Source organism: Desulfatitalea tepidiphila (assembly GCF_001293685.1).
GTDB classification, from domain to species: domain Bacteria; phylum Desulfobacterota; class Desulfobacteria; order Desulfobacterales; family Desulfosarcinaceae; genus Desulfatitalea; species Desulfatitalea tepidiphila.
The window spans coordinates 453226-474601 of record NZ_BCAG01000006.1; the positions used below are offsets into that span (position 1 = coordinate 453226).

A 21376-nucleotide genomic window follows, 5' to 3' on the forward strand; every position below is an offset into this window, starting at 1 on the left:
TCGGATCCCCGATTTAAAAATAGATAGGATTCCTTAACTTTCATACTTTTGTACTTTCGTACTTTCATACTTATTGTTCCAAAATAGATGCATCTGATAGCAACCCTTCACCCCCCGGGAGAAACAGATGATCCTCTACGATACATCCATCCCCATGAGCCTGGAACCGTTCGGCATTCTGATCCCCGTCCGCGACAGCCGCGCCACACGGACGTTTGCCGCCCTGACAGAGCATCCGACAATCGGCCCAATGGTCCGCCGCTGGCATCATCCAACGGTCAGCGAACGGCTTTCAAGGGATGATCTGATGCGCGTCCACAGCCCCGAATACGTGCAGCGTCTCTTTTCGGATGGACTGGAAACGGAGATACTGGCCACCTATGAACTCATCGCGGCCGACGGCACCTACCACCGCTATGCGCCCCAAAAGGCCGTTTACCCGCTGCGCCAGCTGTTCGAACGGATGCTGGTCAAGGCGGCCGGCACCACCCAATGCGGCCGCCTGGCCTTGGCTCACGGCTTCTGCTATTACTTCGGCGGCGGCATGCACCACGCCCATCGGGACCACGGCAGCGGCTTTTGCATGGTCAACGACATCGTCATCGCGGCACGTAAGCTCCAGGCCGAGGGCGCGGTCAGCCGGGTATGGGTCATCGATGTCGACGCCCACAAGGGAGACGGTACCGCCGCGCTGACCGCCGGCGACGCCAGCATCCTCACCTTGAGCATTCACATGGCCGACGGTTGGCCTTTGGACGGCCCGGCTTGCCTTCCGGACGGCACGGCCAATCCGGTATTCATTCCCAGCGACATCGAGATCCCCATCGCCTCCGGGGAAGAATCGGCCTACATTGAACGTCTGGAAATAGGCTTGCAGCGGTTGTCACAAATGGGGCGGGCGGACCTGGCCATCGTCGTGAACGGGGCCGATCCTTACGAGGCGGACGAATTGCCCTCAACAGCCGGCCTGAGCCTCTCCATCGACCAGATGCTGGCCCGGGACCAGCTGATCTACCGCTTCCTGCGCCGGCAGGACATTCCCGCCGCTTTTCTCATGGCCGGTGGATATGGCGATCGGGTCTGGCCGGTCTATGCCCGCTTTCTCACCTGGGCGCTGGCCGATGCCCTAAAAATCTGATTACTTCAAAATTTTCAAATAGATGGCCTTGCCATCGCCCGGGGCGTAAAAATCCTTCAGGGTGGCTTCGAGCCGGTAGCCGCAATTTTCGTAGAATATCCGAGTGCTTGCATATTCGGCCCGTTGGGAGGTGTCCACGTAGATGCGCCTGCCGCCGGCCTTGTGGATGCGCCGCTCGGTCTCCTTGATCAGGCGGCGTCCCAGTCCGCGGCGCTGGAATTCGGGGTGTACGGCGATCCAGTACAGATCGAAACTGTTGGCGCTGCCGGCGATGGGTCCGTAGCAGGCGTAACCCACCAGGCGGCCGTAATGCTCGGCCATGATGAAGTAATAGCCGCTGGCCTCGCCCTTTGCCAGGCGCTCGGTGACCAACTCCTCGGCCACATCGACCTCTTCGGGATTGAAAAAACCGGTGACGGTCACCAGCCGGCGGATGCGCTCCGGGTCCTGGGGTTCGAGGGTATCGCGCCACCGCAGGCCGTGCATGTTCTCCCTCGCCGCCGGTTGCTGCTCGGCCGCCTTGACGCGCGCCGCCACCAACCCCTTGAAAAAATGGACCGCGCTTGTGCCCAGGGTACGGTTGCGATAGCCCCCCTCCTGGACCACAACGGTGGGCAGGTTCAGATCACCAATCATGCGGCCGTTGTTTTCAAAATCACGGGCACCCAACCGCCAGGTACCCGTGGGATCGCCCTTGGCCGTATCCAGCCCTAGTGCCACCACGAGAAACAAGGGTTTGAAAGCCGCGATGCGTTCGATGGCCCTGGACAGGGTCTTGGCATAGAGCTCTCCGTCTACCGTCTCAGGCAGCGGCAGATTCAGGTTGAAACCCTCCCCTTCACCCTCGCCGCGCTCGTCTTCAAAACCGGTGAAATAGGGATAGGCGAACTTGGGATGGCCATGGATAGAGATGGTCAGTACGTCGGAGCGGCGGTAGAAGATATCCTGCTGGCCGTTGCCGTGGTGATAGTCGATGTCCAGGATGGCCACCCGGCCGTGGGCGCTGAGGAAGTTGGCGGCAATGGCGTTGTTGTTGAAGTAGCAGAAGCCGCCGAAGGCGCAGCGCTCGGCATGGTGGCCCGGCGGTCGAACCAGGGCATAGGCGATGCGGCGTCCGGCCAGGATTTCGGCGGCAGCGGTCAGGGCGCAGTCCACCCCCCGGCGGGCCGCCGGATAGGCATTGCGGTTGATGGGCGTAAAAGTGTCGATGCAGTAGTAGCCGGACAAGACCGACGGTTCCTTGGGCGGCCGGGTCTTGTTGCGGATCGGAAAGATATAAGGATAGAGGGACTTGCCTTCGGGCATCTCGGCGCAGGCGCGGCGCAGATAGTTGACCAGGTCGGCATCGTGTACGGCCGTGATGTGCTTCTCGCCGAAGGCCCGCGGCGGGCTGACGGCAAAAAGGCCGCTGGGGTCCAGAGCCTTGCGGATGGTGCTGACCCGCACCGGCGCCTCCACGTAGCCGTGTTCGTGCACGTGGTGAATGTCGTGCTTGTCGTTGACGACCAGGGCGATCTGCTCGATGGAGCGCCCTTCCACCGCGCTGCGCACCGCCTCGGGCTTCACATAGCGAAAAGGCCGTAGGGGCACCGGGTCCTTCTGAAACGAGCCCACCACGCGGTTCACATAGTCGGGCGGACAGTATTCGGCATATTTGCGCTCGAGGATGGCCCGTACCACCTTCTGAACGAAGTCCCGACGCAGGGGCGCGGTGCGGTCCAGGCCGTCGTAGACCAGGTGCGGCATGCAGGTGTCGCCGGGCTTCACCGGCGTTTCGTAGCCCGAATCCACGATGGGTCGCGCACCATAACGTTCGTAGAACCTCAGGCGCGCCCGGTTTTCCCGGAGCAGGGCCTCATCCGGACAACGCTCGTGATCGTCAGGCAGACATTCGAAAAATAGCCCCCTGGCCTCCAGGTCCACGGCCTCTCCGCGCACGCGGTCATAGAGGGCGCTGCCCAGGCCGCCGCCGGTCTTGCCGCCGGCTAGGGCGATCCAATCCAGGTAGCAGAACCCGATGACCGGCTCGTGCAGCACCATGGCGAAACCCAGCACGCGGCGCCGCAAATTTTCGGCCACCAGCAAGATGGTGCGGAAGCGCTGTTTGAACGGATTGCGCAGCTTTTCGCCGATCTGCTCGATCTCCTCTTCGGGCACCGCGTTGAACCGCGTGCGCAGGATCTGCTGCACCTGTTTGAGGATCTCCCGGTTGATGGGCAACACATCGTCGTATATTCTTCTGATTTTAAGCATGGCTCAAACCCCGGGCCTCGACGATGCGTGCCACGGCTTCGTCCAGGGTCAGACCGGCCCGCTCGACCGCCGCGGCGAAACCGGCGTCGGGGGACAGACACGGGTTGGCGTTGATCTCCAGAACCCAGGGCAACTGCTCGGCATCCACACGAAAATCGACCCGGGCATAGCCACTCAGGTCGAACAGCTCCCAGCAGCGAAGAGCCATGGCTTCGAGCTGATCGAGCAACAGGCCGTCCTCGCCGCCGAAATCGAAACGGCGCGGCGTGTGGTGATAGGCGTAGCTGTCGCTGTCCCATTTGGCCTGATAGCCGACGATGCGCGGCTGGTCCTCACCGAAACCCTCGAAAACGATTTCGGCCGGCGGCAGCACAACCGGTCCGCTCGGCCCGTCGAGTACCGACAGGTTGAATTCACGTCCTGGAATAAAGGCTTCGGCAAAGCAGTCGCCGCCCAGATGGGGCGCCCGCTCGGCCAGCACGGCATTGAGATGGGGGGTCTCGGCACCCTCTATGAGCGCCGACGCATCGATGCCGATGGAGGCATGTTCCCAGACCGATTTGACGATCCAGCGCGACGGCCACTCCGCGCTGGCGGGAAGCACACAGGGCCGGCTTCCGTTGCAGGGCCCGACCCATACCGGCGTGGGCACGCCGGCCGCGTGAAGGCGCGTCTTGGCCAGGATCTTGTTGGAGGTGAGAAAGATCGCTTCGGCCGATGAGCCGGTGTAGGGCTGCCCCATGGCATCCAGCAGAGAGGGCAGCAGATGAATCAGCCGGCCGCTGCCATCCAGCGCCTCGACCAGGTTGAACACCAGATCGGGTCCTGCAGCCTCGATTTTTCCCTTGATATCGGTCAGATTCAGGTCACAGGCGAAACGCAGGGTCTCATGCCCCAGACGATGCAAAGCGGCACCGACCATTTCGGCCTGCACCAGCACATCCTGCTCGTCCGGCGCCCCCCCCTCCTGGACCGCATTATGCACCACCACGACGCGCAAAGGCCTGCCCCCCCTTTTTCCCGGCTTGCTGGCGGACCCGTTTCAGGGCCGAACGCATGATCTGTCCGATCAGGTCCACGTAAGCGATCCCCAGCAGGTTGCACAATATCGGCAGGTCCGAATGTTGGGGATGCAAGCCGGCCAGGGGGTTGACCTCCATGAACATGGGATCCTGTTGCGTGTCACAGCGAAGGTCCACCCGTCCGGCATCTCGACAGCCCAGCACCCGCCAGGCCTCAAGGGCCACGGCCTCGGTCCGGGCCACGACCGTATCCTCCTGGGGTCGCACCAGTCGATAGGAAACCAGGTCCTCGCAACGCTCCTTGTTCACGTAGGAATAAACATTGGGCTCAGCCTGCTTGAGCAGAAGCACCTCCATGGTCCCGAGGACCCGGGCATCGGCGCCGGTACCCACCAGACCCACGGTAAACTCACGGCCGGACAAAAAAGGCTCGACCAGCACCGGCTGGTCAAAGGCGACCTGCAGATTGCGGCAGGCCGCACCCAGATCGTCCCGCCGGCGCACGATGGAATCGGGCGTCACCCCCTTGCCCGTGCCTTCAGCCACCGGTTTGATGAAATAGGGCGGACCGAAAGCGATCCGGCGCAAGTCCTGGGGGCCTTCAACCACGGTAAAATCAGTCGTGGCAACGCCCGCATCGCGCAACACGTGTTTGGTCATGCCCTTGTGCAGGGTCAAGGTCATAACCAATGGATCGGAAAAGGTATAGGGAATCTCGTAAGCGTCCAGCATGGCCGGTACCTGGGCCTCGCGGCCGATGCCATGCATCCCCTCGGCGATGTTGAATACCATGTCCCAGCGATCGCCGGCCGCCAAGCGGGCCATCAAATGACGAGCATGTCCGATGCGGTCGCTCTGGTAGCCCAACGACGCCAGGGCATTCTCCAAGGCGTCGATGGTGTCGGCGCGATCGAACTCGGCCGTCTCCTCTTCCGTATAGCCGGCCGCAAGGTAGTCGGCCCGCAGGTCATAGGTCAGCCCAATCTTCATCGACCAGACCCTCCCACATGATTTCATCATACAGCATTCGATGCCAGCATACGGCTTCCGCATCTCCGACACCGGCGATACCGGCCGCGACGACCGCAGCGGGGTCGATCCGCGCGGCCAGGCATTCCATGTCCCATCGATGGGCCAACCCTATCGCTGAATAGACATGGGGGAACAGACGACAAACCAAGGGTCGCACAGCCAACGGCAATTGGCAACCCGTGGCGGTCAAAAAAATACAATCTCCACTCTCGCGCTGTCTCAGCACGCGGCGGGTACCGTCGGGCCGAAAGACCTGCTGCTGCCAGACCGGATCGTCATCCTGATCCGCATAGGCGGCATCGCCGCAGGCCCGGTATTCAATAATATCCGATTGCCGGGTGTGGCTCAGTATTCTGCGGCAATCCCCCCATGTCACATAGATATCATGCCCCTGGCAGCAACTTCTTCCATTGCGGGCACATGTTTGACATAAACACACCCCACCGGTGGGTTCCGGGGCGATGGGCCGAAAGCGCCCTCCCCCGGCCTGCCCGCCGGTTTCATTGGATAACGCGGTCATCTATCGCCGCCCTCTGTCGTGCGGCCGATTCCGGAATCGCTCAACAGCAGTCCGGATACTTGTAAAGGTTCCCTTCGTAGTTTTTCAAAACGACATGGCCATGTTCACGGCCCATGACGTATTCGGGCATCAGAGGCACCTTGCCCCCCCCTCCCGGCGCGTCGATGACGTAGGTGGGCACCGCATAGCCGGAAGTGTGCCCGCGCAATCCGCGGATGATCTCCAACCCTTTTTCCACCGGCGTACGAAAGTGCGCCGAACCGGAAATCGGATCACACTGATAGAGATAGTAGGGGCGCACCCGCATCTGAAGCAGGTGATGCACCAGCGCGCTCATGGTTTCCACCGAATCGTTGACCCCCTTGAGCAGCACGGTCTGTGAGCCCAGGGGGATACCCGCGTCGGCCAGACGCTGGCAGGCGCGGTAAGACTCGGTCGTGCACTCGTCGGGATGGGTAAAGTGCAGGCTCATCCAGAGCGGGTGGTGGCGGCGCAACATCTTGACGAGTTGCGGCGTCACCCGTTGGGGCAATACCGCAGGAATCTTGGTGCCGATGCGAATGATCTCCACATGCTTGATCTGGCGCAATTGAGTGAGCAGCCAATCCAGGCGCGCATCGCCCAGGGTGAGTGGATCGCCGCCGGACAGCAGCACATCCCGGACCGTGGGGGTGCGGCGAATGTAGTCCAGCGCATTTTCCAGACGACGGCGGTTGAAAAACAGTCGACCATGCCCCACCACCCGGGAACGGGTGCAGTAACGGCAATAGGTCGAACAAAAGTCCAGGGTCAAAAAGAGCACGCGGTCGGGATAACGATGCACCAGTCCCGGCACAGGGCTCTGGGTATCTTCGCCCAGGGGGTCATCATCCTCACCGACGGATTTGACAAATTCATCGACCACGGGCACCACGGTTTTGCGCAAGGCATAATCGGATCCGTGGCCCACCAGCAGGCTCATAAAGTAGGGCGTAATCGCCAGCGGCAGGTTGGTTTGCAATCCCATGGCCGCGTGACGCTCACGATCGGTTAGATCGAGAAACTTCTCCAGTTGGGCAAGGGTGTGCACCCGGTTGGCGATCTGCCACCGCCAGTCGTTCCACTGACGTTCGGTGACCGTGGGATAGTAAAGCTGTTTGAAACGTCTGCGCGGTGTAGGGGTGTCGGGAGGCGAAGGTTGGATGGAAAGCTTGTGCTTGATCCTTTTTTCAGCAGGCAGGCTGATGGGCGTTGCCGCCTCCTGACTTGGAGGCTCCTCTTCGACCTCCGCAGCCACCGTGTTGGCACAACTGGATTTGACATCTGCTCTGGCTTTGGCTGGACGTCGTTGATGAATAGGCATTGCTCGAGGTTCTCCTTCTTCCGGCATGGCCGGCAATTAAAAGTGACGTCGGTGATACGCTTTGGGAACAGGCTGCGGACAAATCCCGTGCCAAATATTTTTCCATGATATATCATGCAGTTAAAATTGTGCCGCCCGAACCGATCGGAATCGACGATTCCTGTTTTTTTCAATTCCACCCTAAAACGCCTCCACGAAACGCATGAGACCCAACAACGATCCGATATTATTAGTTTAATTTAATAAAACAGCAATTTTGGAATCCATTAAAAAAGGAAATACAAGTTCCCTTTTCAATGCGTTGCGGTAATGATGGGTCCGTTCTTTGGAAAGGGGGTGTCGGACGTCTCGATGATTGAAAAATAAATCCAGTCCAATCCATTCAATGAACGCGATCGGCTGGATCATTCCGAAGATTTGTGGATATCGATGATTTTGGTTTTTGCGGCATAGGACATGGTTTCGTACCGGGTAATGCCTTGCAGTTTCGAGGTGATGGAGCCCATTCGCTCGACCTGTTCGAGCGCCTTGGCGATATACTCTGAAGCCTTCTCATCCGACGCGATTTTGAGGCTGAGCAATTCCAGATAACCGGAAAGTGCCTGCAGGGGCTGGTTGAACTCATGACAGACGCCGCCCGCGGTTTCGAGCACGCCTTCGAGCTTCTCTTTTTGCGCCCGGTCCCGGGCGGCCCGGTTCTTTTCGGTGAGATCCGAAAGAACGGCCACACTGCCGATCGCCTCTTTATCCTGATTCTGGATGAGCGCCAGGCTGAACAGGAAATCCCGCCGCTGTCCGTCGGCGCACTGCACCTCAGCCTCGAAAGTGTGGGACAACCCCTTTTGCATCATCACCAGTTCCTGGTGCTGATAGGTGGCGGCCAAGTCGGGCGGTATCTGATCGGGCAGATCCTGTGGCCGCCGGCCGATGATGCGATCGCGGGTCAATCCCAGCACAGCCCTTGAAAATACCTGGTTACACCCCTGAAAAACGCCTTGGGCATCTTTGAAATAGATGGGGTTGGGAATCGTGTTGATCAGTTCGTCCATGAGCTTCAAATAGCCCCGCAAGCGATCTTCTTTGTTTTCACGATGGCTATCGAAGCGCTGCTGGTCCGTTTCCAGGGCGTGCACACGAAGCTTTGCCTCGTTGAGCGCCTTTCGCAGCCGTTCCAACCGCAGGGCCTGGGCGCGGATACGAAGACCGCACCAACCCAATCCAGCAAGCAGCAGCGCGACTATGAACCAAGACCAAAAGGGCATAACGTCTCTTCTCCGATCAAACGATTTGGGATAGGTTACCATACCGGACGCCGGTGCAAGAAGCTTTTTCGAAAGCCTTGCACCCTTGGCCGGAAATCAGTATGGTAGGTCACATCCGAAAATTGCGAAAGCTGCCCTATCACGCCATCCATCCTAAGAGGAGCACGACATGCCGACCACTACCGTTCGCTGGTTGACGGGCAAACAGTTCGTGGGGACCGACTCCCGGAATCACTCCGTTGTCCTATCCGGAGACGATCCGGCCAAAGGGGTCAGCCCTTCCCAAATGCTGCTGATCGGCCTTTCGGCCTGCACTGCCTACGATGTCCTCAATATAATGGTTAAAAAGCGCAAGCCGCTCACCATGCTCGAAATCATCGCCGATGGCGAGCAGGATGCCAAACCACCATGGGCCTACCGGCGAATTCATCTAAGGTACCGTGTCAGCGGCAAAGATTTGACGGAAAAAGCGGTAAGCCAGGCCGTGAAACTCTCCCAGGAAAAATTCTGCTCGGTAGCGGCTACCGTGCGCGGCGTGGCCGACATCACGACCGAGGTTGAAATCGTGGCAGAAGATTAAAAAGGTATATTTTTTGCATTTTTCACCGGCGAACGGATCGCCGGCGTGCCTTAAAAAGCCGAAAGATTCAAGTTTTTCGATGGAGGGGCCGATAGTTTGACTTCGGCCGAAGGCGATCTGTAAACAGACCGATCGAATATGTTTTCAAAAGGTTGCGGTATTCGGGGATAGCGAAACGAAATGGCGGGGGGGCGAAAAACAATCATCGGGTTATGCACGTCAATTTTTGTCGGATTGACACTATTTGTCATGCCGTATGCCCAAGCCGACATCTATCTCTATATCGACAGCGAAGGGGTCCTGCATTTCACCAACACGCCCACCTCCAGCGACTATAAGGTCTACATGCGGGAAACGCCCACGCGTCCCAAGACATGGCGTCCGATCCAGAACTACGACGATGTGATCAACGAAGCGGCGCGGGAAAACGGCCTCTCTTCCTCGCTGCTCAAGGCCTTGATCCACGTGGAGTCCTACTTCAACCCGCGGGCGGTTTCCAAAAAAGGGGCACTGGGATTGATGCAGATCATGCCCCAGAACCTCGAACTGTTGGACATCAGCGATCCCTTCGACCCATGGGAGAACATCATGGGCGGCGCCCGCTATCTCAAAGCCATGATCGAGCGTTTCGACGGCCAGCTGCCCCTGGCCCTGGCCGCCTACAACGCCGGTCCTTCCGCCGTCGAACGCTACCAGACCATTCCCCCCTACGACGAAACCCAGCGCTACGTCGAAAAAGTGATGAAGTTATTCCACCTCTACAAGAAAAGCTGAGGACCGCCCGGTCATGCCGCCGGCTTGTCTTTCTCGTACACAACGGCAACGACTTTTGACATCGCCATCAAAACAAAACACTTAAAACTACACTTTCTTCCCGGGTTTAAGGACCAGCGCAGTGCGATGGGGCAGGTAGATGCTGAGCCGATGGGGGGGATGAAATTTATCCCGGGCCGCCAATGCGACGTGGGAGATGGTGCGGTCGATGCGGTCGTAGCCGCCGAAGCGCACATCGTCGGAATCGAGCACGATGTCGTACTTTCCCGGTGGAGAGGAAAATTGGTAGTCGGCAAACGAACGGGTGGGGTTGAAGTTGAAAGCCCATATCAATCCGCCACGCTCGAAGATCAGGATCTTGTCGTCATCGCGCTCCCAGAGCAGGCGGGCGGCGGGCGAGGCCAACACGTTGTACGACTTCGCCAGGGCGATCATCTCCCGGTCGAAAAGGGCCAATTGGGAGTATTTGAGGTTGGGGTCGTCGGCCAGGTGCCACTGGCGGCGGGCGTAGTGATAAGACCAGTTGTTGCCTTCCCTGGGGAAATCGATCCATTCGGGGTGACCGAATTCGTTGCCCATGAAGTTCAGGTATCCGTGACCGGCCGTGGCCAGGGTGATCAACCGGATCATCTTGTGCAGCGCGATACCGCGATCCACGACCATGTGGTGGTCGCCCATGCCCATGTGGTAGTACATCTCGGCATCGATCATGCGGAAGATCAGGGTCTTGTCGCCGACCAGGGCCTGATCGTGGGATTCGGTGTAGGAGATGGTCCGTTCGTCCTGCCGGCGGTTGTTCAGTTCGTACCAGAGGCCGCCCATGTGCCAATCTTCGTCCCGGATATCCTTGGTGAGCTTGATCCAGTTGTCGGGCACACCCATGGCGAACCGGTAGTCGAACCCGATGCCTCCCTCTTCCCAGGGTCTGGCCAAGCCCGGCATGCCGCTGACGTCTTCTGCGATGGTGACCGCATCCGGTCGCACCTGGTGAATCAATTGGTTGGCCAGGGCCAGGTAGCACAAGGCGTCTTCGTCCACGTTGGGATTGAAGTAGTCCTCATAGGAAGTAAAAGCTTTTCCCAGGCCATGATCCAGGTAAAGCATGCTGGTGATGCCGTCGAAGCGATACCCGTCCACGCGGAATTCATCCAGCCAGTAGCGGCAGTTGGACAGCAGGAAGTGGAGCACCTGGGGCTTGGCATAATCGAAGAGGCGCGAATCCCAGGCAATGTGACGACCGCGATGGCCTTTGTGGAAAAACTGGTACTCGCTGCCGTCATAGCGGCTGATGCCTTCGACTTCGTTGCTCACGGCATGGGAGTGAACCAGATCGATGAGCACCCGCAGTCCTGCCCCATGGGCGGCATCCACCAGCGCCTTGAATTCCTCGGGCGTGCCGAAGCGCGACGACGGGGCGAAAAAGCTGCTCACATGGTAACCGAAACTGCCGTAATAGGGGTGTTCGGGGATGGCCATGATTTGCAGCGTGTTGTAGCCGGCCGCGACCACGCGGGGCAACACGTTTTCGGTAAACTCGACATAGCCGCCCACGCGCCCCTCGGGCTGAGCCATGCCCACATGAACTTCGTAGATCAGTGGCGGCTCATCGGCCGCGGTGAATTTCTCCACCTGCCACGGGTAAGGTTTTTCCGGATGCCAAACCTGGGCATTGAAGATATGGGTCACAGGGTCCTGCACGACCCGCCGAGCCCAGGCCGGAATACGGTCGCCGACGCCGCCGGGCCACTGCATATAGAGGCGATACAGGTCCCCGTGCCGGAGTCTTTCGCCCGGCAACCGCAATTCCCACGTCCCGTTGGCATCGATGCGCTGGAACGCCATATCTTCATGCGGCTGCCAGCTGCTGACATCTCCGATCAAATGGATGGCCGTGGCATTGGGCGCCCACTCCCGCAACACCCATTCTCCATCATGAAAATGCAGGCCGTAGTAAGTATGGCCCGATGCAAAATCGCCCAAAGCGCCCTGCCCGTCGGTCAGTTCCCGCAACGTGCTCGAGATCAGGGCAATGCGACGGGCGATGGCCTCGAGGTGCAGCTCGAGGTAGTCGTCGGAAGAGATGAAGCGCATGGCGCGCTGCCGGTCATTGTCTGTTATCATCGCTAATGCAGCAAGGGCCTTTCCAGCATTTTTTCATAAAGGTCGATATACTGCCGGGCATTGAACGCATGGGTAAAGGTCTCCATGGCATGACGCATGACACGGGTGATCTGGCGCTCCCTGATCGGATCGGGCAACTGGAAAAAGTCCATGGCACGGTCCACGGCCCACAGCAGGCCCTGGGCGTCGTAAATATCGAAGAGAAATCCACTGCCCGTATCCCGATCGGCGTCGAGTTGGGACACCGTGTCATGAATGCCGCCCGTGTTGTGGGCCACCGGCAGGGCACCGTAAATCTGGCCGATCATCTGGGGCAGGCCGCAGGGCTCGAATAGAGAGGGCATCAACACAAAGTCCGCCGCACCGTAAGCCTGGTGCTCCAGGCGCTCGCTGAAATCGCACACCGCCACCCGTTGGTGAAATTCGTGCTGATTGACGATGTTGCGGAAGACATTCTGGTAAGGACCGTCGGCCACGAAGACCACCTGCAGTCCCTGCTCCCAGTATTTGGAAATCACGCCATAGAAGATATCGGCCAGCAACTGGCACCCTTTCTGGACCGGATCGAGGCGCGAGGGCCAGATAAAGACCGGCGCCCGTTCGTCTTCGAGGAGCCCGAGCAACCGCTGCAGATCCCTCTTGTTTTTACGCTTGGCCGACAAGTGGTTTTCGGATCCATAGGTCTCGAACAGGAATTGATCCTTCTCCGGGTTGAAACCCGGATCCGGCGCATTGAGAATGCCCGTGGCGCATTCGGCCCGGACCTTGTTGGTCAACTCCTGGCGCAGCGGCGGGGCGATGAAATGGTGGCGTCCTTCGACGATCTCGTCGAGAAAACGCTGACTGACCGTGTTGACGAAGTGGGCGGCAAACACGCCACTGGCTAGAAAATCGACGGGGACGCTCTCCCTGGCCTCTTCATAGCTGGCAGCGAAGTTCTCGTAATAGAGGTGATCCCAGAAGTAGGCCGCATCGATGCCACGGTCTTCGATATGGGAGAGAGTGGTCTTGACCGTGTGAATATTGTGAATCGTAAACAAGCAGGGAACGCCCATCTGCCGGGCCATGCCTGGTATCAGACCGGTCATCCAGTCGTTGCAGTGGATGAGGTCGGGCCGCACCCGCGGCACGATGTTGTTGATCACCTCGCGCTGGAACGCCAGGGAGATATGGGTGTTTTCCCCTCCATAGTTGGAATAGACGCGGTTGAGGTAAAAAAAGGCCCGATCCTCGGCCAGGTGAATGCGGTCGTTGGGCATCACCCGGTGCAGGGTACGCTGCTCCCGCCTGAGAAACGGGGCCAGGCGGTCCTCGAAAATCGAGCGATAGTCGGGCAATGCCACATGCACATCGGCGCCCTGATGAAAGAGCGCGCTGACCAGGGCGGCCGATACGTCGGCCAAGCCGCCGGCCTTGGCCGTTAGATAGTTGGCCAGGCTACCCATGCGGTCGGGAAGATAGGTCACCTCGGGGGTAACGATCAGGATCCGAGGTTTTTTTTGCTTTTTCGCCATATCGATCTTTCAGCCAGCCCAAGGAGCCGGCATTGGAGGTGGGTGCGCCGTTGAAAAATCAAAACATCATAGAATACCAAAAATAAAAAGTAAAACCGGCGTCAAGCCCAGGTGAGCAATCCAGGCGTAAATCGGATCCAGTCGTCCGCGCGGGGGCCGATGCGCACCGTAAAGCCGTAACGCCCCGAATCCCGGCAGGTCACCGTGCAGCGGAACAGATAACTGCCTTCCCCGCGATCTTCGACCATCTCCATCTTCTGGGTGAGTCCGATTTCCAGTTCCGCGGTGCCCTTCATGCGACCGTAATACAACTCCACATCGACCTCGTCGGGGTCGAGACTGCCCAAATGGGCCACCGCGCTGACGGTGAAGGTATCTTCCACCTGGAAGGGCCCTTCATGGTCGCGCTCGGGGGTTTCGATCCGGATATCCTTCCAACAATCCCTGAGCCGCTTGTGCAGGACGCTCAATCGCTTGGCCTCGGCGCCGCCATCGGCCATCAGTTCGCGATGGCGTTGCACGGCCGGAAGGTAAAACCGCTGCTGATATTCGTTGATCATGCGGTGGCTGCAAAAATCGGCCATGGCCATTTTCATGGAGGCCTTCATCTTGGCCAGCCACTCGGTCGGCATGTTGCCCGAAGACCGGTTGTAGAACATCGGGATGACGTCGTTTTCCAGGATATTGTAGAGGGCCTGCTGATCGACGGCATCCTGGTACCCCTGATCGGCCGTCTCCTGGCCGCTGCCCAGGCTCCAACCGCGCTCGGAGGTGTACCCCTCGTCCCACCAACCATCGAGGATGCTCAGGTTCAAAACGCCGTTGATGGCGGCTTTCATGCCGGAAGTCCCGCAGGCCTCCATGGGCCGCCTGGGCGTATTGAGCCAAACATCCACACCCTGCACGAGGTGACGGGCGATGCCCATGTCATAATCTTCCAGAAAAGCGATGTTGCTGCGCACGTCGTGGGTTTTGGCGAACTGAATGATGTTTTTGATCAGCTCCTTACCCTCGTTGTCCTGGGGATGGGCCTTGCCGGCGAATAGGATCTGAACCGGATGCGACGTGTTGGTCAGAATCGCCTTGAGCCGCGCCGGATTGCCCAGGATCAGGTTGGCCCGCTTGTAGGTGGCGAACCGGCGGGCGAACCCGATGGTCAGCACCTCTGGATCCAGGGCATTTTCGGCGGCCTTGACCACCGAAATCGGTGCGCTGCGCCGTTCGTACTGCTTGACCAGCAGGTCCCGAACCTTACTGATCAAGCGCGCCCGGGCCATTTCATGAGCGCGCCAGAGCTCTTCGTCATAGATCTCGCCGATTCGCTCGATATTCTCCCCCTTGCGGCTGCTGTAATGCCACTCCGGTCCCAGATAGCGCTCGAAGAGGAAGAAAATTTCGGGTGCGATAAAACTCGATACGTGAATGCCGTTGGTCACATGCTTGATCGGTATGTCATCCACCGACCGTTCCGGCCACACATGGGCCCACATGCGCCGCGCCACCCGTCCGTGCAGGCGGCTCACGCCGTTGCAGTGTTCGGAGAGACGCAACCCCAGGATGAACATGGAAAAGGGGCCATGGGGATGGGCGTTGCCCGTTCGCCCCCAGGAGAGGATCTCGTCCTCGGTCACGCCCATCCGCTTGGCGAGATTTCGAATATACGGCCGCACCGACTCGGGCGGGAATTCGTCATGCCCGGCCGCCACCGGTGTATGGGTCGTGAAAACCGACGTGCGTGCCACCGCCTCCAATGCCGTCGGTAGATCAACTTGATGCGCCTCGACCCACTGGGCCAGTCGCTCGACGTTGGCAAAGGCGCTGTGCCCCTCGTTCATATGGCACACGGTGGCCTCGATCCCCATGGCTTTGAGCGCCCGCATGCCGCCGATCCCCAACAGCACCTCCTGGGCGAGACGAACGCCCGGCTCGCTGTTGTAGAGCCGGGCGGTGATATTACGGATGGCCGGTGGATTCTCGGGCACATTGGTATCCAGCAGCACCAGGGGAACCCTGCCGATCATGATCTTCCAGACATCGGCCAGAATATCGCCGTCAGGTCCCTCAACCTGGATGCGCAGTTCGACGCCGGCGCTGTCTTTTACGCGCACCAGCGGCAGGGAGTAGAGATCCGTCTCCGGATAGGTCTCCTGCTGCCAGCCGTTGGGATCGAGCAGTTGGCGGAAGTAGCCCTGGCGGTAGAGCAACCCCACCGCCACCATGGGAAGTCCCATGTGGGACGCGGACTTGAGATGATCACCGGCAAGAACGCCCAAACCACCGGCAAACAGCGGCAGGCTTTCGTGGATACCGAACTCCATGGAGAAATAGGCGATGCGGGCGGTTGAACCGTATGGATTGGTGCCCAGATCGGGCGATGCCAGCACGCGTTCTTTAAACTGCTGCCGAACCCGGTCCAGATGGGCCAGGAAGCTGTCGTCAGCGGCCAGCTTTTTCAACCGGATCTGAGAGACCTTGGTGGCGAAAACAATGGGATTGCGACCGGACGCCTCCCAAAGACGCGGATCCACGCGTCGGAACAATTCGATGGCGTCGGGTTTCCACGACCACCACAAGTTGCGCGACAGAACGCCGAGAAAACTCAGCGAGCTTGGCAACTTGGGAAATACCTGAAAGGCTTGTATGTGCTTCATCGGACGACTCCTGTGGGACAGATTCACATGTTACCGGGCCAGTGCCGGGACTCGAGTTTGACGTCACCCTAAAAGGTCCATTATCTGCGTTGCGCTCATCCCGTGGTCCTTGCGGCGTAGGGCAAGTACACCTCAGGACACGGAATGTCGCGCGCCTTGATCTTGAGCCTTTTACAGCGCCGCCTGGCAACGCCTACTTACGAATCCATCGAGTTTAATCTCAGACCGCGCTTGGGAATGAAAGGCGCCTACCCTTTCGGCACGTTTTGCCGGCGGTTGAGAACGATCGATGGATGAAACAGAGACCCCTAAACGACCACCACCCCGTTCTGGGTGTTGGCGATACCGGCATGCACATATTTATCGGCCTGCGTGTCGGTAATCCAGTAGGCGCCATCCACAACGAATCGATATTGGTATTCCCTTCCGGTGGCCAAGTTGACCGTTACGGTGAAATCGCCGTTCTTGAGGGCCTTCATGGGGGTCTTTTCGGCCTGCCAATCGTTAAACTCCCCCGCGAGGCCGGCGTTCTTGCCGTTACCGGCAAATTCCTTGGTCAGGCGAAACGTCACTTTGCAATAGGGTTTGTTTTTAAGATACTGCTTTTTGGTGCTCATCGCTCTCTCCTGGGTATTATGCCTGGTTGCCATGCGCGGCTTGATATCGACAATGAAGACATGCCAGCGGGGAGCAAGGATCGCGCTCAAACACGCGCCATCGATCGACGAGAAAGAGGTGTCGCATGGGGTTGCTGTTCGCTCCATAGATAGTTTTAGCACCGCGGTTTGTCAACCAAAGCGATTCCAACTCAGCGATTCTAACTCTATGCTCATCATTGTACCCGGCAAGGATGGAGCAGGTGACAGAAGCCGTAACCTATACCGCCCTCACCTTGCGCCACACCCGCAACAACTCGCTGACCCCCCACGCCTGGGCATCGCAACCCCGCTGGGTGTGGGGGATATCGCCGTCCACGATCTCCGGCACATGGCCGACACAATGGCTGTTGATCAGCTGCAGGCTGCTCGACAGCCAGGCCAGGGCGGCCGGTGCCGCGGAACGTCCGTACCGCTGAACCCAGGCCTCGCAGAATAACGGAAACGGCCATGTCCAGGCCGTGCCATTGTGGTAGGCCGGCTTGCGTCGCGTGTCCTCATCCCCCTGATACTGGCCCCAGTAGGGTGCCATGGGATCGTTGAGCAGCTGTCCTTCCCTTTGAATGACCAGGGGCGCCTTGACCGGCTGGTCGGCCAGGCTGCGGATGGCCCCCGGAACGAGCAGCCGCTGGCAGGCATCCAGCATGCGGCGGACCATTTCGGGATCTTCCACGGCCCCCAGGGTAATGGCCAGCAACTGGTTGGGACGCAGGGCATCGTCCGGCCGGGCCTGGTCGGCCGGTGTGCCCGGGGAACCATGCAGACAATCGCTCAAATGGCCGGCATCGGGGAGCCAATAACGGGTCTGGATGCTGTTCCGGACGCGTTGGGCCAGATCCTTCCAGGCCGAGCCGGCCGCTGGATCGATATCCGATAGAAAGACCAGGGCGGCATACCACAGCGCCTGAATTTCGATGGGATAGCCCTCGCGCGGCGTACCGGCCGGATAATTGGTATCCATCCAGGTAAAATGGGCGGGGCTGAAGAGCAGACCCGACCCCGGATCCATGCGGATCCCGTTAGGGGTGCCGGCCATCAAGGCGCCGGCCATGTCCACCAGGATCTGCCGGATCGAACGGCGCTCGCAATGCTGATCGAGAAAATCGTCCCGCCCTTCGGCAACCGCCAAATCGGCGCAGGCGGTGAAAAACCATAGAGGCGCATCAGAGGTGTCCCGATTGCCGGCATCGTTTCCGCGGATCATGTTGGGCAGGGTGCCGTTGGCCTCGAACTGGGCGAACTGCAACAGGATCGCGCGACTCGTCTCCAGATGGCCGGCGGCGATCAGGCCGCGCACCACGATCAGGGTATCGCGCCCCCAATCGAGAAACCAGGGAAATCCAGCAATGACCGTATTGAATTCGCCCCGGAGCACCACGTACTGTTTCAGGGCGGCGGCCATGGCGCCTTCCAGTGGCATGTCGTCTCCCTCGATGGACCCATCCAGCGCGGCCGGCGGCTTGGCCTTGGGCGCCGACGGGGTTTCAACCCAGGCGGTCAACATGATCCGCTGCCCGCCCCTCAGCGGGCAGGAAAAGTAGCCCGGGCTGAACAAATCGGAATTCGGATCGAGTCCCCTGCCGGCCTCCAGGGATCGATGCACCATATAATACCACTCCGGTTCGATCTCAAAGCGTCCCTGGTCCTGCTGCATGACCAGGGCATGATGGGCGCCAGGGGCGAAACGAAACCCTTTCTTATGCGCCGTGAGGGCATTGGGCCACAGGGTTTCGGGCCCGGAAAAGGCCTTGGTGCATTCATGGAAGTTGCGATCTTCGATGTCAGGACGAATCACGAGCGTGACGGCCTGGTCATCGGCCAGTTCGGCCTCGCCCGAAATCCGATGGAGCCGCTCGAATTGCATAGCCACCATGTTGGCCCGATCGGGCAGCATGCGAGCCCGTACCTGCAAGACGATGTGTTCGCCCTGTCCGGCGATAATCTGATAGCGCCACCAGGCACCGCCCTCATAATCGAAACCGAAATGTTCGAGACAATCGGGTTTGATCTCCTGGGAATACCCTTGGTAGACCACCCACCCGCGGCAACGGGCCAGCAGGATGCGCCGATCTTCCGGAAAATCAGGATTCAGGTTGGCCGCCAGCAAGGCGTCGTAGCGGCTATCCAACCGGCGCCAGTCGGCGCGCACCCGCATCATGGCGCCTCTTCCATTGGTCCCTAACACCAGCAACGGGGTCTGATGACACTCGTTTCGGCTGAAAGCGGTGCGCACCCGGGCGTTGCGCCCATCGGCCAGATAGAGCAGCCTGGCGCGATGGTGCACGGGCCCATCGGGCTCGAAACTGACGATCTGCAGTTCACACGGCCGGTGGGCGACCGGTGTCGGCAATGGCGCAAAAAGCACAAAGGCGTGCCCGTCGCTGCCGGCCAGGCTATCCTCCTGAGCCAGGACGCGTTCGCCCTCCACGATCCGGGCGCGCATGGGGTGAGGCGCATGAACGAGCAACAGGAAGCCGGGCGGCACCATCACCTCGCGCCGAAGGTCTGTGGGAAGCTGCCAGCGCACCAGGCGAGGCATCTCCACCCGGGGATCGAGACCGCGGCAAAAAGCCTCTGGATCGGCCTGCAACCGCCGCGCGGCCGCATCGAGATCACCGCTCGCGACGGCTCTGAAAACCACCATCACTTCCAGCGCCTTAGCCCGCAGACACTGCAACAGGACGGCCGGCGGCGGCGTATAGGGATCTTCGGGAGCCGCAGACGCCCATCCATCCCGGCTGTCGGCCAGGCAGACGACCTGCCCGGCGGCCAGATCGATCTGCCCCAGCTCATCCTTGTGAACAATGGCGACGGGCTGTCCGCTGACCAGATCTATTACCGGCGGCTTTAAAAACGGGGCCCTGGCGGCATCCCAGCCGGCCGTCACCGGCCGGACGGCATCCAGGTTGGCCACGACGACCACACCACGGCCACTGGGCAGGTGATGCCGCGCCAGGGCGATGAAATTGCCCTCCCCCCGGTGGATGAGGGTCAACTGCACCCCGGGACCGAAAGCTGGATGGGTCTTGAGCAAACGACTCAAGTGAGCGATGACGTCGACCTGATTCTCGGAAGCGCCCCAATTCAGCGCACACGCCTCGTGGACATTGATCTTTTCGGTGGCCAGCCACTCGACCCCGTTGGCAAAGCCGAAGGCGCCGTTGGGCGCCAGCAGGGCGCACAGGGCCGTCCGCATGCGGGCATAGGTGGCCGAGGTGGCGGCCAGGCGATTGTTGTCGTGGGTTTCGGCAAAGTGAACGGTGATGCCGTCGGTGTCGCTGATCTCCAGGGCCTCGGGCAGATAGTGCTCGATCTGGCTCCGGTCGTAATTCTGAAACAGCTCCGAGTAGGCCCAGTTGAAATTGGCCCGGTCGAGCAGGTCGCGGGTGACCGATATTTTACCGCCCAACCCTTCGAGCAGAAACAGGGCGTCGGAGAACTGGTCGCGCACCTTGGCGATGATGTACTGCCAGGCCGGAAGGGGAATCATGTACCCGGCGTCGCAGCGGAAACCGTCCACCCCGCGCCGGCACCAGGTGAGAAAAACATCGGCCATGTAAGTCCACATATCCTGGTGACTGTAATCCAGGGAGGTCAAATCGGCCCAAACCACTCCCCAGGCCCCTGGGTTCTTGATTTCACCGTTCGCCTGACGCACCAGCCATTGGGGATGGGTTTCGTGCAGGCTGGCGGCCCAACCCGTGTGGTTGATGGCGATATCGAGGATCACCTTGCCGCGCCGGGCATGCACCGCATCGACCAGTTCGATGAATTGCTCGAGCGGTGTGGCGGCCGGGTCGAACACGGCCAGGGCCCGGTCCACGGCCGTAAAACTCAAGGCGGCGTAAGGGCTGCCATAGCGACCCATGCGGGCATAGGTGGTCGGGGGCGGATTGATGGGAAGCAGCTGCAGCAGGCGGCACCCCAGGCGCCCCATGATAAAATCGAGCTCGGCAATCACGTCGCGAAAGGTGCCGGACGGCGGGATGACCGTATAGTGGGCATTGTCCAGAACCCGCATGCACTCGGCGACGTCCGACATATCGCTGTACGGCCGGCCCTTGTTGGGGCCGAACTGACGCACGAAGGCATTGTAGATGATATTGCCGCATACCGTATCGGCCGGTTCCACATTGATGGCCGTATTGGATCCGGGCGGCCACAGGGGCTCATTCCGGTCCTCGGGCAGAAAGAGGCACTTGGCCTCGAAGTGTCCCACCTCGTTGAGCGGCAAACTCACCTCGTAGTGGCCCTCGCCTGTTTGAATCATGGGGATGTCGTACCAATCGCGCGCCTGGGGCGCCTCGTTGAATTCGATATTACGGATGATCTCCCGCCGGATGATACGCGCCTTGCCCAGGTTGGTCCGAACGTAAGCAGCGCCGGCCGGAGATGGGGCCACATGGAGATGGAGATGGATCATATCCCCGCGAAACCGGAGGATATGGCTGCCAGGCGCCGGCGTTTGATGGATTTGGACGTTCTTGTATGTTTTGGATGCCATGAACGCT

Annotated in this window: 14 protein-coding genes; 3 read left to right on the forward strand and 11 right to left on the reverse strand. The window is 59.9% G+C overall.

Annotated elements, in window-relative coordinates; all coding sequences use genetic code 11:
* Positions 1–127 precede the first annotated feature (127 nt).
* Positions 128–1138 carry a histone deacetylase family protein gene (locus DFT_RS21985; protein WP_054033374.1) on the forward strand — a complete coding sequence of 337 codons (1011 nt, stop codon included), beginning with the start codon at positions 128–130 and terminating at the stop codon, positions 1136–1138.
* Here the strand turns inward: DFT_RS21985 and DFT_RS21990 are convergent, their stop codons facing one another.
* The 6 genes from DFT_RS21990 to DFT_RS22015 all read right to left on the reverse strand — a co-directional run bounded on the left by DFT_RS21990 (position 1139) and on the right by DFT_RS22015 (position 8569).
* The gene (locus DFT_RS21990; protein ID WP_054033375.1) at positions 1139–3391 is read right to left on the reverse strand and encodes a GNAT family N-acetyltransferase; all 2253 of its coding nucleotides are present in this window, start codon (positions 3389–3391) and stop codon (positions 1139–1141) included.
* A complete protein-coding gene (locus DFT_RS21995) occupies positions 3384–4382 on the reverse strand; it encodes a D-alanine--D-alanine ligase family protein (protein ID WP_235506318.1) in 999 nt (332 codons plus the stop codon). Before DFT_RS21995 ends, DFT_RS21990 begins: the two co-directional genes overlap by 8 nt.
* Positions 4369–5403 carry a D-alanine--D-alanine ligase family protein gene (locus tag DFT_RS22000; RefSeq protein WP_054033377.1) on the reverse strand — a complete coding sequence of 345 codons (1035 nt, stop codon included), beginning with the start codon at positions 5401–5403 and terminating at the stop codon, positions 4369–4371. Before DFT_RS22000 ends, DFT_RS21995 begins: the two co-directional genes overlap by 14 nt.
* The gene (locus tag DFT_RS22005) at positions 5381–5965 is read right to left on the reverse strand and encodes a YkgJ family cysteine cluster protein (protein WP_054033378.1); all 585 of its coding nucleotides are present in this window, start codon (positions 5963–5965) and stop codon (positions 5381–5383) included. The genes DFT_RS22000 and DFT_RS22005 overlap by 23 nt, the downstream gene beginning before the upstream one ends.
* A gap of 40 nt (positions 5966–6005) precedes the next feature.
* Complete coding sequence (locus DFT_RS22010; RefSeq protein ID WP_054033379.1) at positions 6006–7307, reverse strand: KamA family radical SAM protein; 1302 nt, start codon at positions 7305–7307, stop codon at positions 6006–6008.
* Positions 7308–7711: 404 nt separating this feature from the next.
* The gene (locus DFT_RS22015) at positions 7712–8569 is read right to left on the reverse strand and encodes a PAS domain-containing protein (protein WP_054033380.1); all 858 of its coding nucleotides are present in this window, start codon (positions 8567–8569) and stop codon (positions 7712–7714) included.
* Between the two features lie 169 nt (positions 8570–8738).
* On the opposite strand from DFT_RS22015, the gene DFT_RS22020 reads away from it, so the two are divergent.
* Both DFT_RS22020 and DFT_RS22025 read left to right on the forward strand, forming a co-directional pair.
* The gene (locus tag DFT_RS22020) at positions 8739–9149 is read left to right on the forward strand and encodes an OsmC family protein (protein WP_054033381.1); all 411 of its coding nucleotides are present in this window, start codon (positions 8739–8741) and stop codon (positions 9147–9149) included.
* 249 nt (positions 9150–9398) lie between these two features.
* Positions 9399–9923, forward strand: a complete 525-nt coding sequence (locus tag DFT_RS22025; protein ID WP_235506303.1) for a lytic transglycosylase domain-containing protein — start codon at positions 9399–9401, stop codon at positions 9921–9923.
* Positions 9924–10010: 87 nt separating this feature from the next.
* Here the strand turns inward: DFT_RS22025 and DFT_RS22030 are convergent, their stop codons facing one another.
* The 5 genes from DFT_RS22030 to DFT_RS22050 form a co-directional block, all read right to left on the reverse strand.
* Positions 10011–12044, reverse strand: coding sequence for an alpha amylase C-terminal domain-containing protein (locus DFT_RS22030; RefSeq protein ID WP_054033383.1), 2034 nt, complete (start codon positions 12042–12044; stop codon positions 10011–10013).
* 2 nt (positions 12045–12046) lie between these two features.
* Complete coding sequence (locus DFT_RS22035) at positions 12047–13558, reverse strand: glycogen synthase (protein WP_054033384.1); 1512 nt, start codon at positions 13556–13558, stop codon at positions 12047–12049.
* Between the two features lie 101 nt (positions 13559–13659).
* The gene (glgP, locus tag DFT_RS22040; RefSeq protein ID WP_054033385.1) at positions 13660–16209 is read right to left on the reverse strand and encodes an alpha-glucan family phosphorylase; all 2550 of its coding nucleotides are present in this window, start codon (positions 16207–16209) and stop codon (positions 13660–13662) included.
* A gap of 308 nt (positions 16210–16517) precedes the next feature.
* Positions 16518–16826: an isoamylase early set domain-containing protein gene (locus DFT_RS22045; RefSeq protein WP_054033386.1), complete on the reverse strand. Its 309-nt coding sequence runs from the start codon at positions 16824–16826 to the stop codon at positions 16518–16520.
* Positions 16827–17085: 259 nt separating this feature from the next.
* On the reverse strand, positions 17086–21369 hold the full coding sequence (locus tag DFT_RS22050; RefSeq protein WP_054033387.1) for an amylo-alpha-1,6-glucosidase: 4284 nt from the start codon (positions 21367–21369) through the stop codon (positions 17086–17088).
* Positions 21370–21376 lie beyond the last annotated feature (7 nt).

What these genes read in the sequence shown, in the direction of transcription:
- DFT_RS22015 (WP_054033380.1), bottom strand. Translation starts at nt 8,569, where the DNA reads ATGCCCTTTTGGTCTTGGTTCATAGTCGCGCTGCTGCTTGCTGGATTG.
- DFT_RS22005 (WP_054033378.1), bottom strand. Translation starts at nt 5,965, where the DNA reads ATGACCGCGTTATCCAATGAAACCGGCGGGCAGGCCGGGGGAGGGCGC.
- DFT_RS22010 (WP_054033379.1), bottom strand. Translation starts at nt 7,307, where the DNA reads ATGCCTATTCATCAACGACGTCCAGCCAAAGCCAGAGCAGATGTCAAA.
- DFT_RS22050 (WP_054033387.1), bottom strand. Translation starts at nt 21,369, where the DNA reads ATGGCATCCAAAACATACAAGAACGTCCAAATCCATCAAACGCCGGCG.
- DFT_RS22030 (WP_054033383.1), bottom strand. Translation starts at nt 12,044, where the DNA reads ATGATAACAGACAATGACCGGCAGCGCGCCATGCGCTTCATCTCTTCC.
- DFT_RS22020 (WP_054033381.1), top strand. Translation starts at nt 8,739, where the DNA reads ATGCCGACCACTACCGTTCGCTGGTTGACGGGCAAACAGTTCGTGGGG.
- glgP (WP_054033385.1), bottom strand. Translation starts at nt 16,209, where the DNA reads ATGAAGCACATACAAGCCTTTCAGGTATTTCCCAAGTTGCCAAGCTCG.
- DFT_RS22045 (WP_054033386.1), bottom strand. Translation starts at nt 16,826, where the DNA reads ATGAGCACCAAAAAGCAGTATCTTAAAAACAAACCCTATTGCAAAGTG.
- DFT_RS21990 (WP_054033375.1), bottom strand. Translation starts at nt 3,391, where the DNA reads ATGCTTAAAATCAGAAGAATATACGACGATGTGTTGCCCATCAACCGG.
- DFT_RS22025 (WP_235506303.1), top strand. Translation starts at nt 9,399, where the DNA reads ATGCCGTATGCCCAAGCCGACATCTATCTCTATATCGACAGCGAAGGG.
- DFT_RS21985 (WP_054033374.1), top strand. Translation starts at nt 128, where the DNA reads ATGATCCTCTACGATACATCCATCCCCATGAGCCTGGAACCGTTCGGC.
- DFT_RS22035 (WP_054033384.1), bottom strand. Translation starts at nt 13,558, where the DNA reads ATGGCGAAAAAGCAAAAAAAACCTCGGATCCTGATCGTTACCCCCGAG.
- DFT_RS22000 (WP_054033377.1), bottom strand. Translation starts at nt 5,403, where the DNA reads ATGAAGATTGGGCTGACCTATGACCTGCGGGCCGACTACCTTGCGGCC.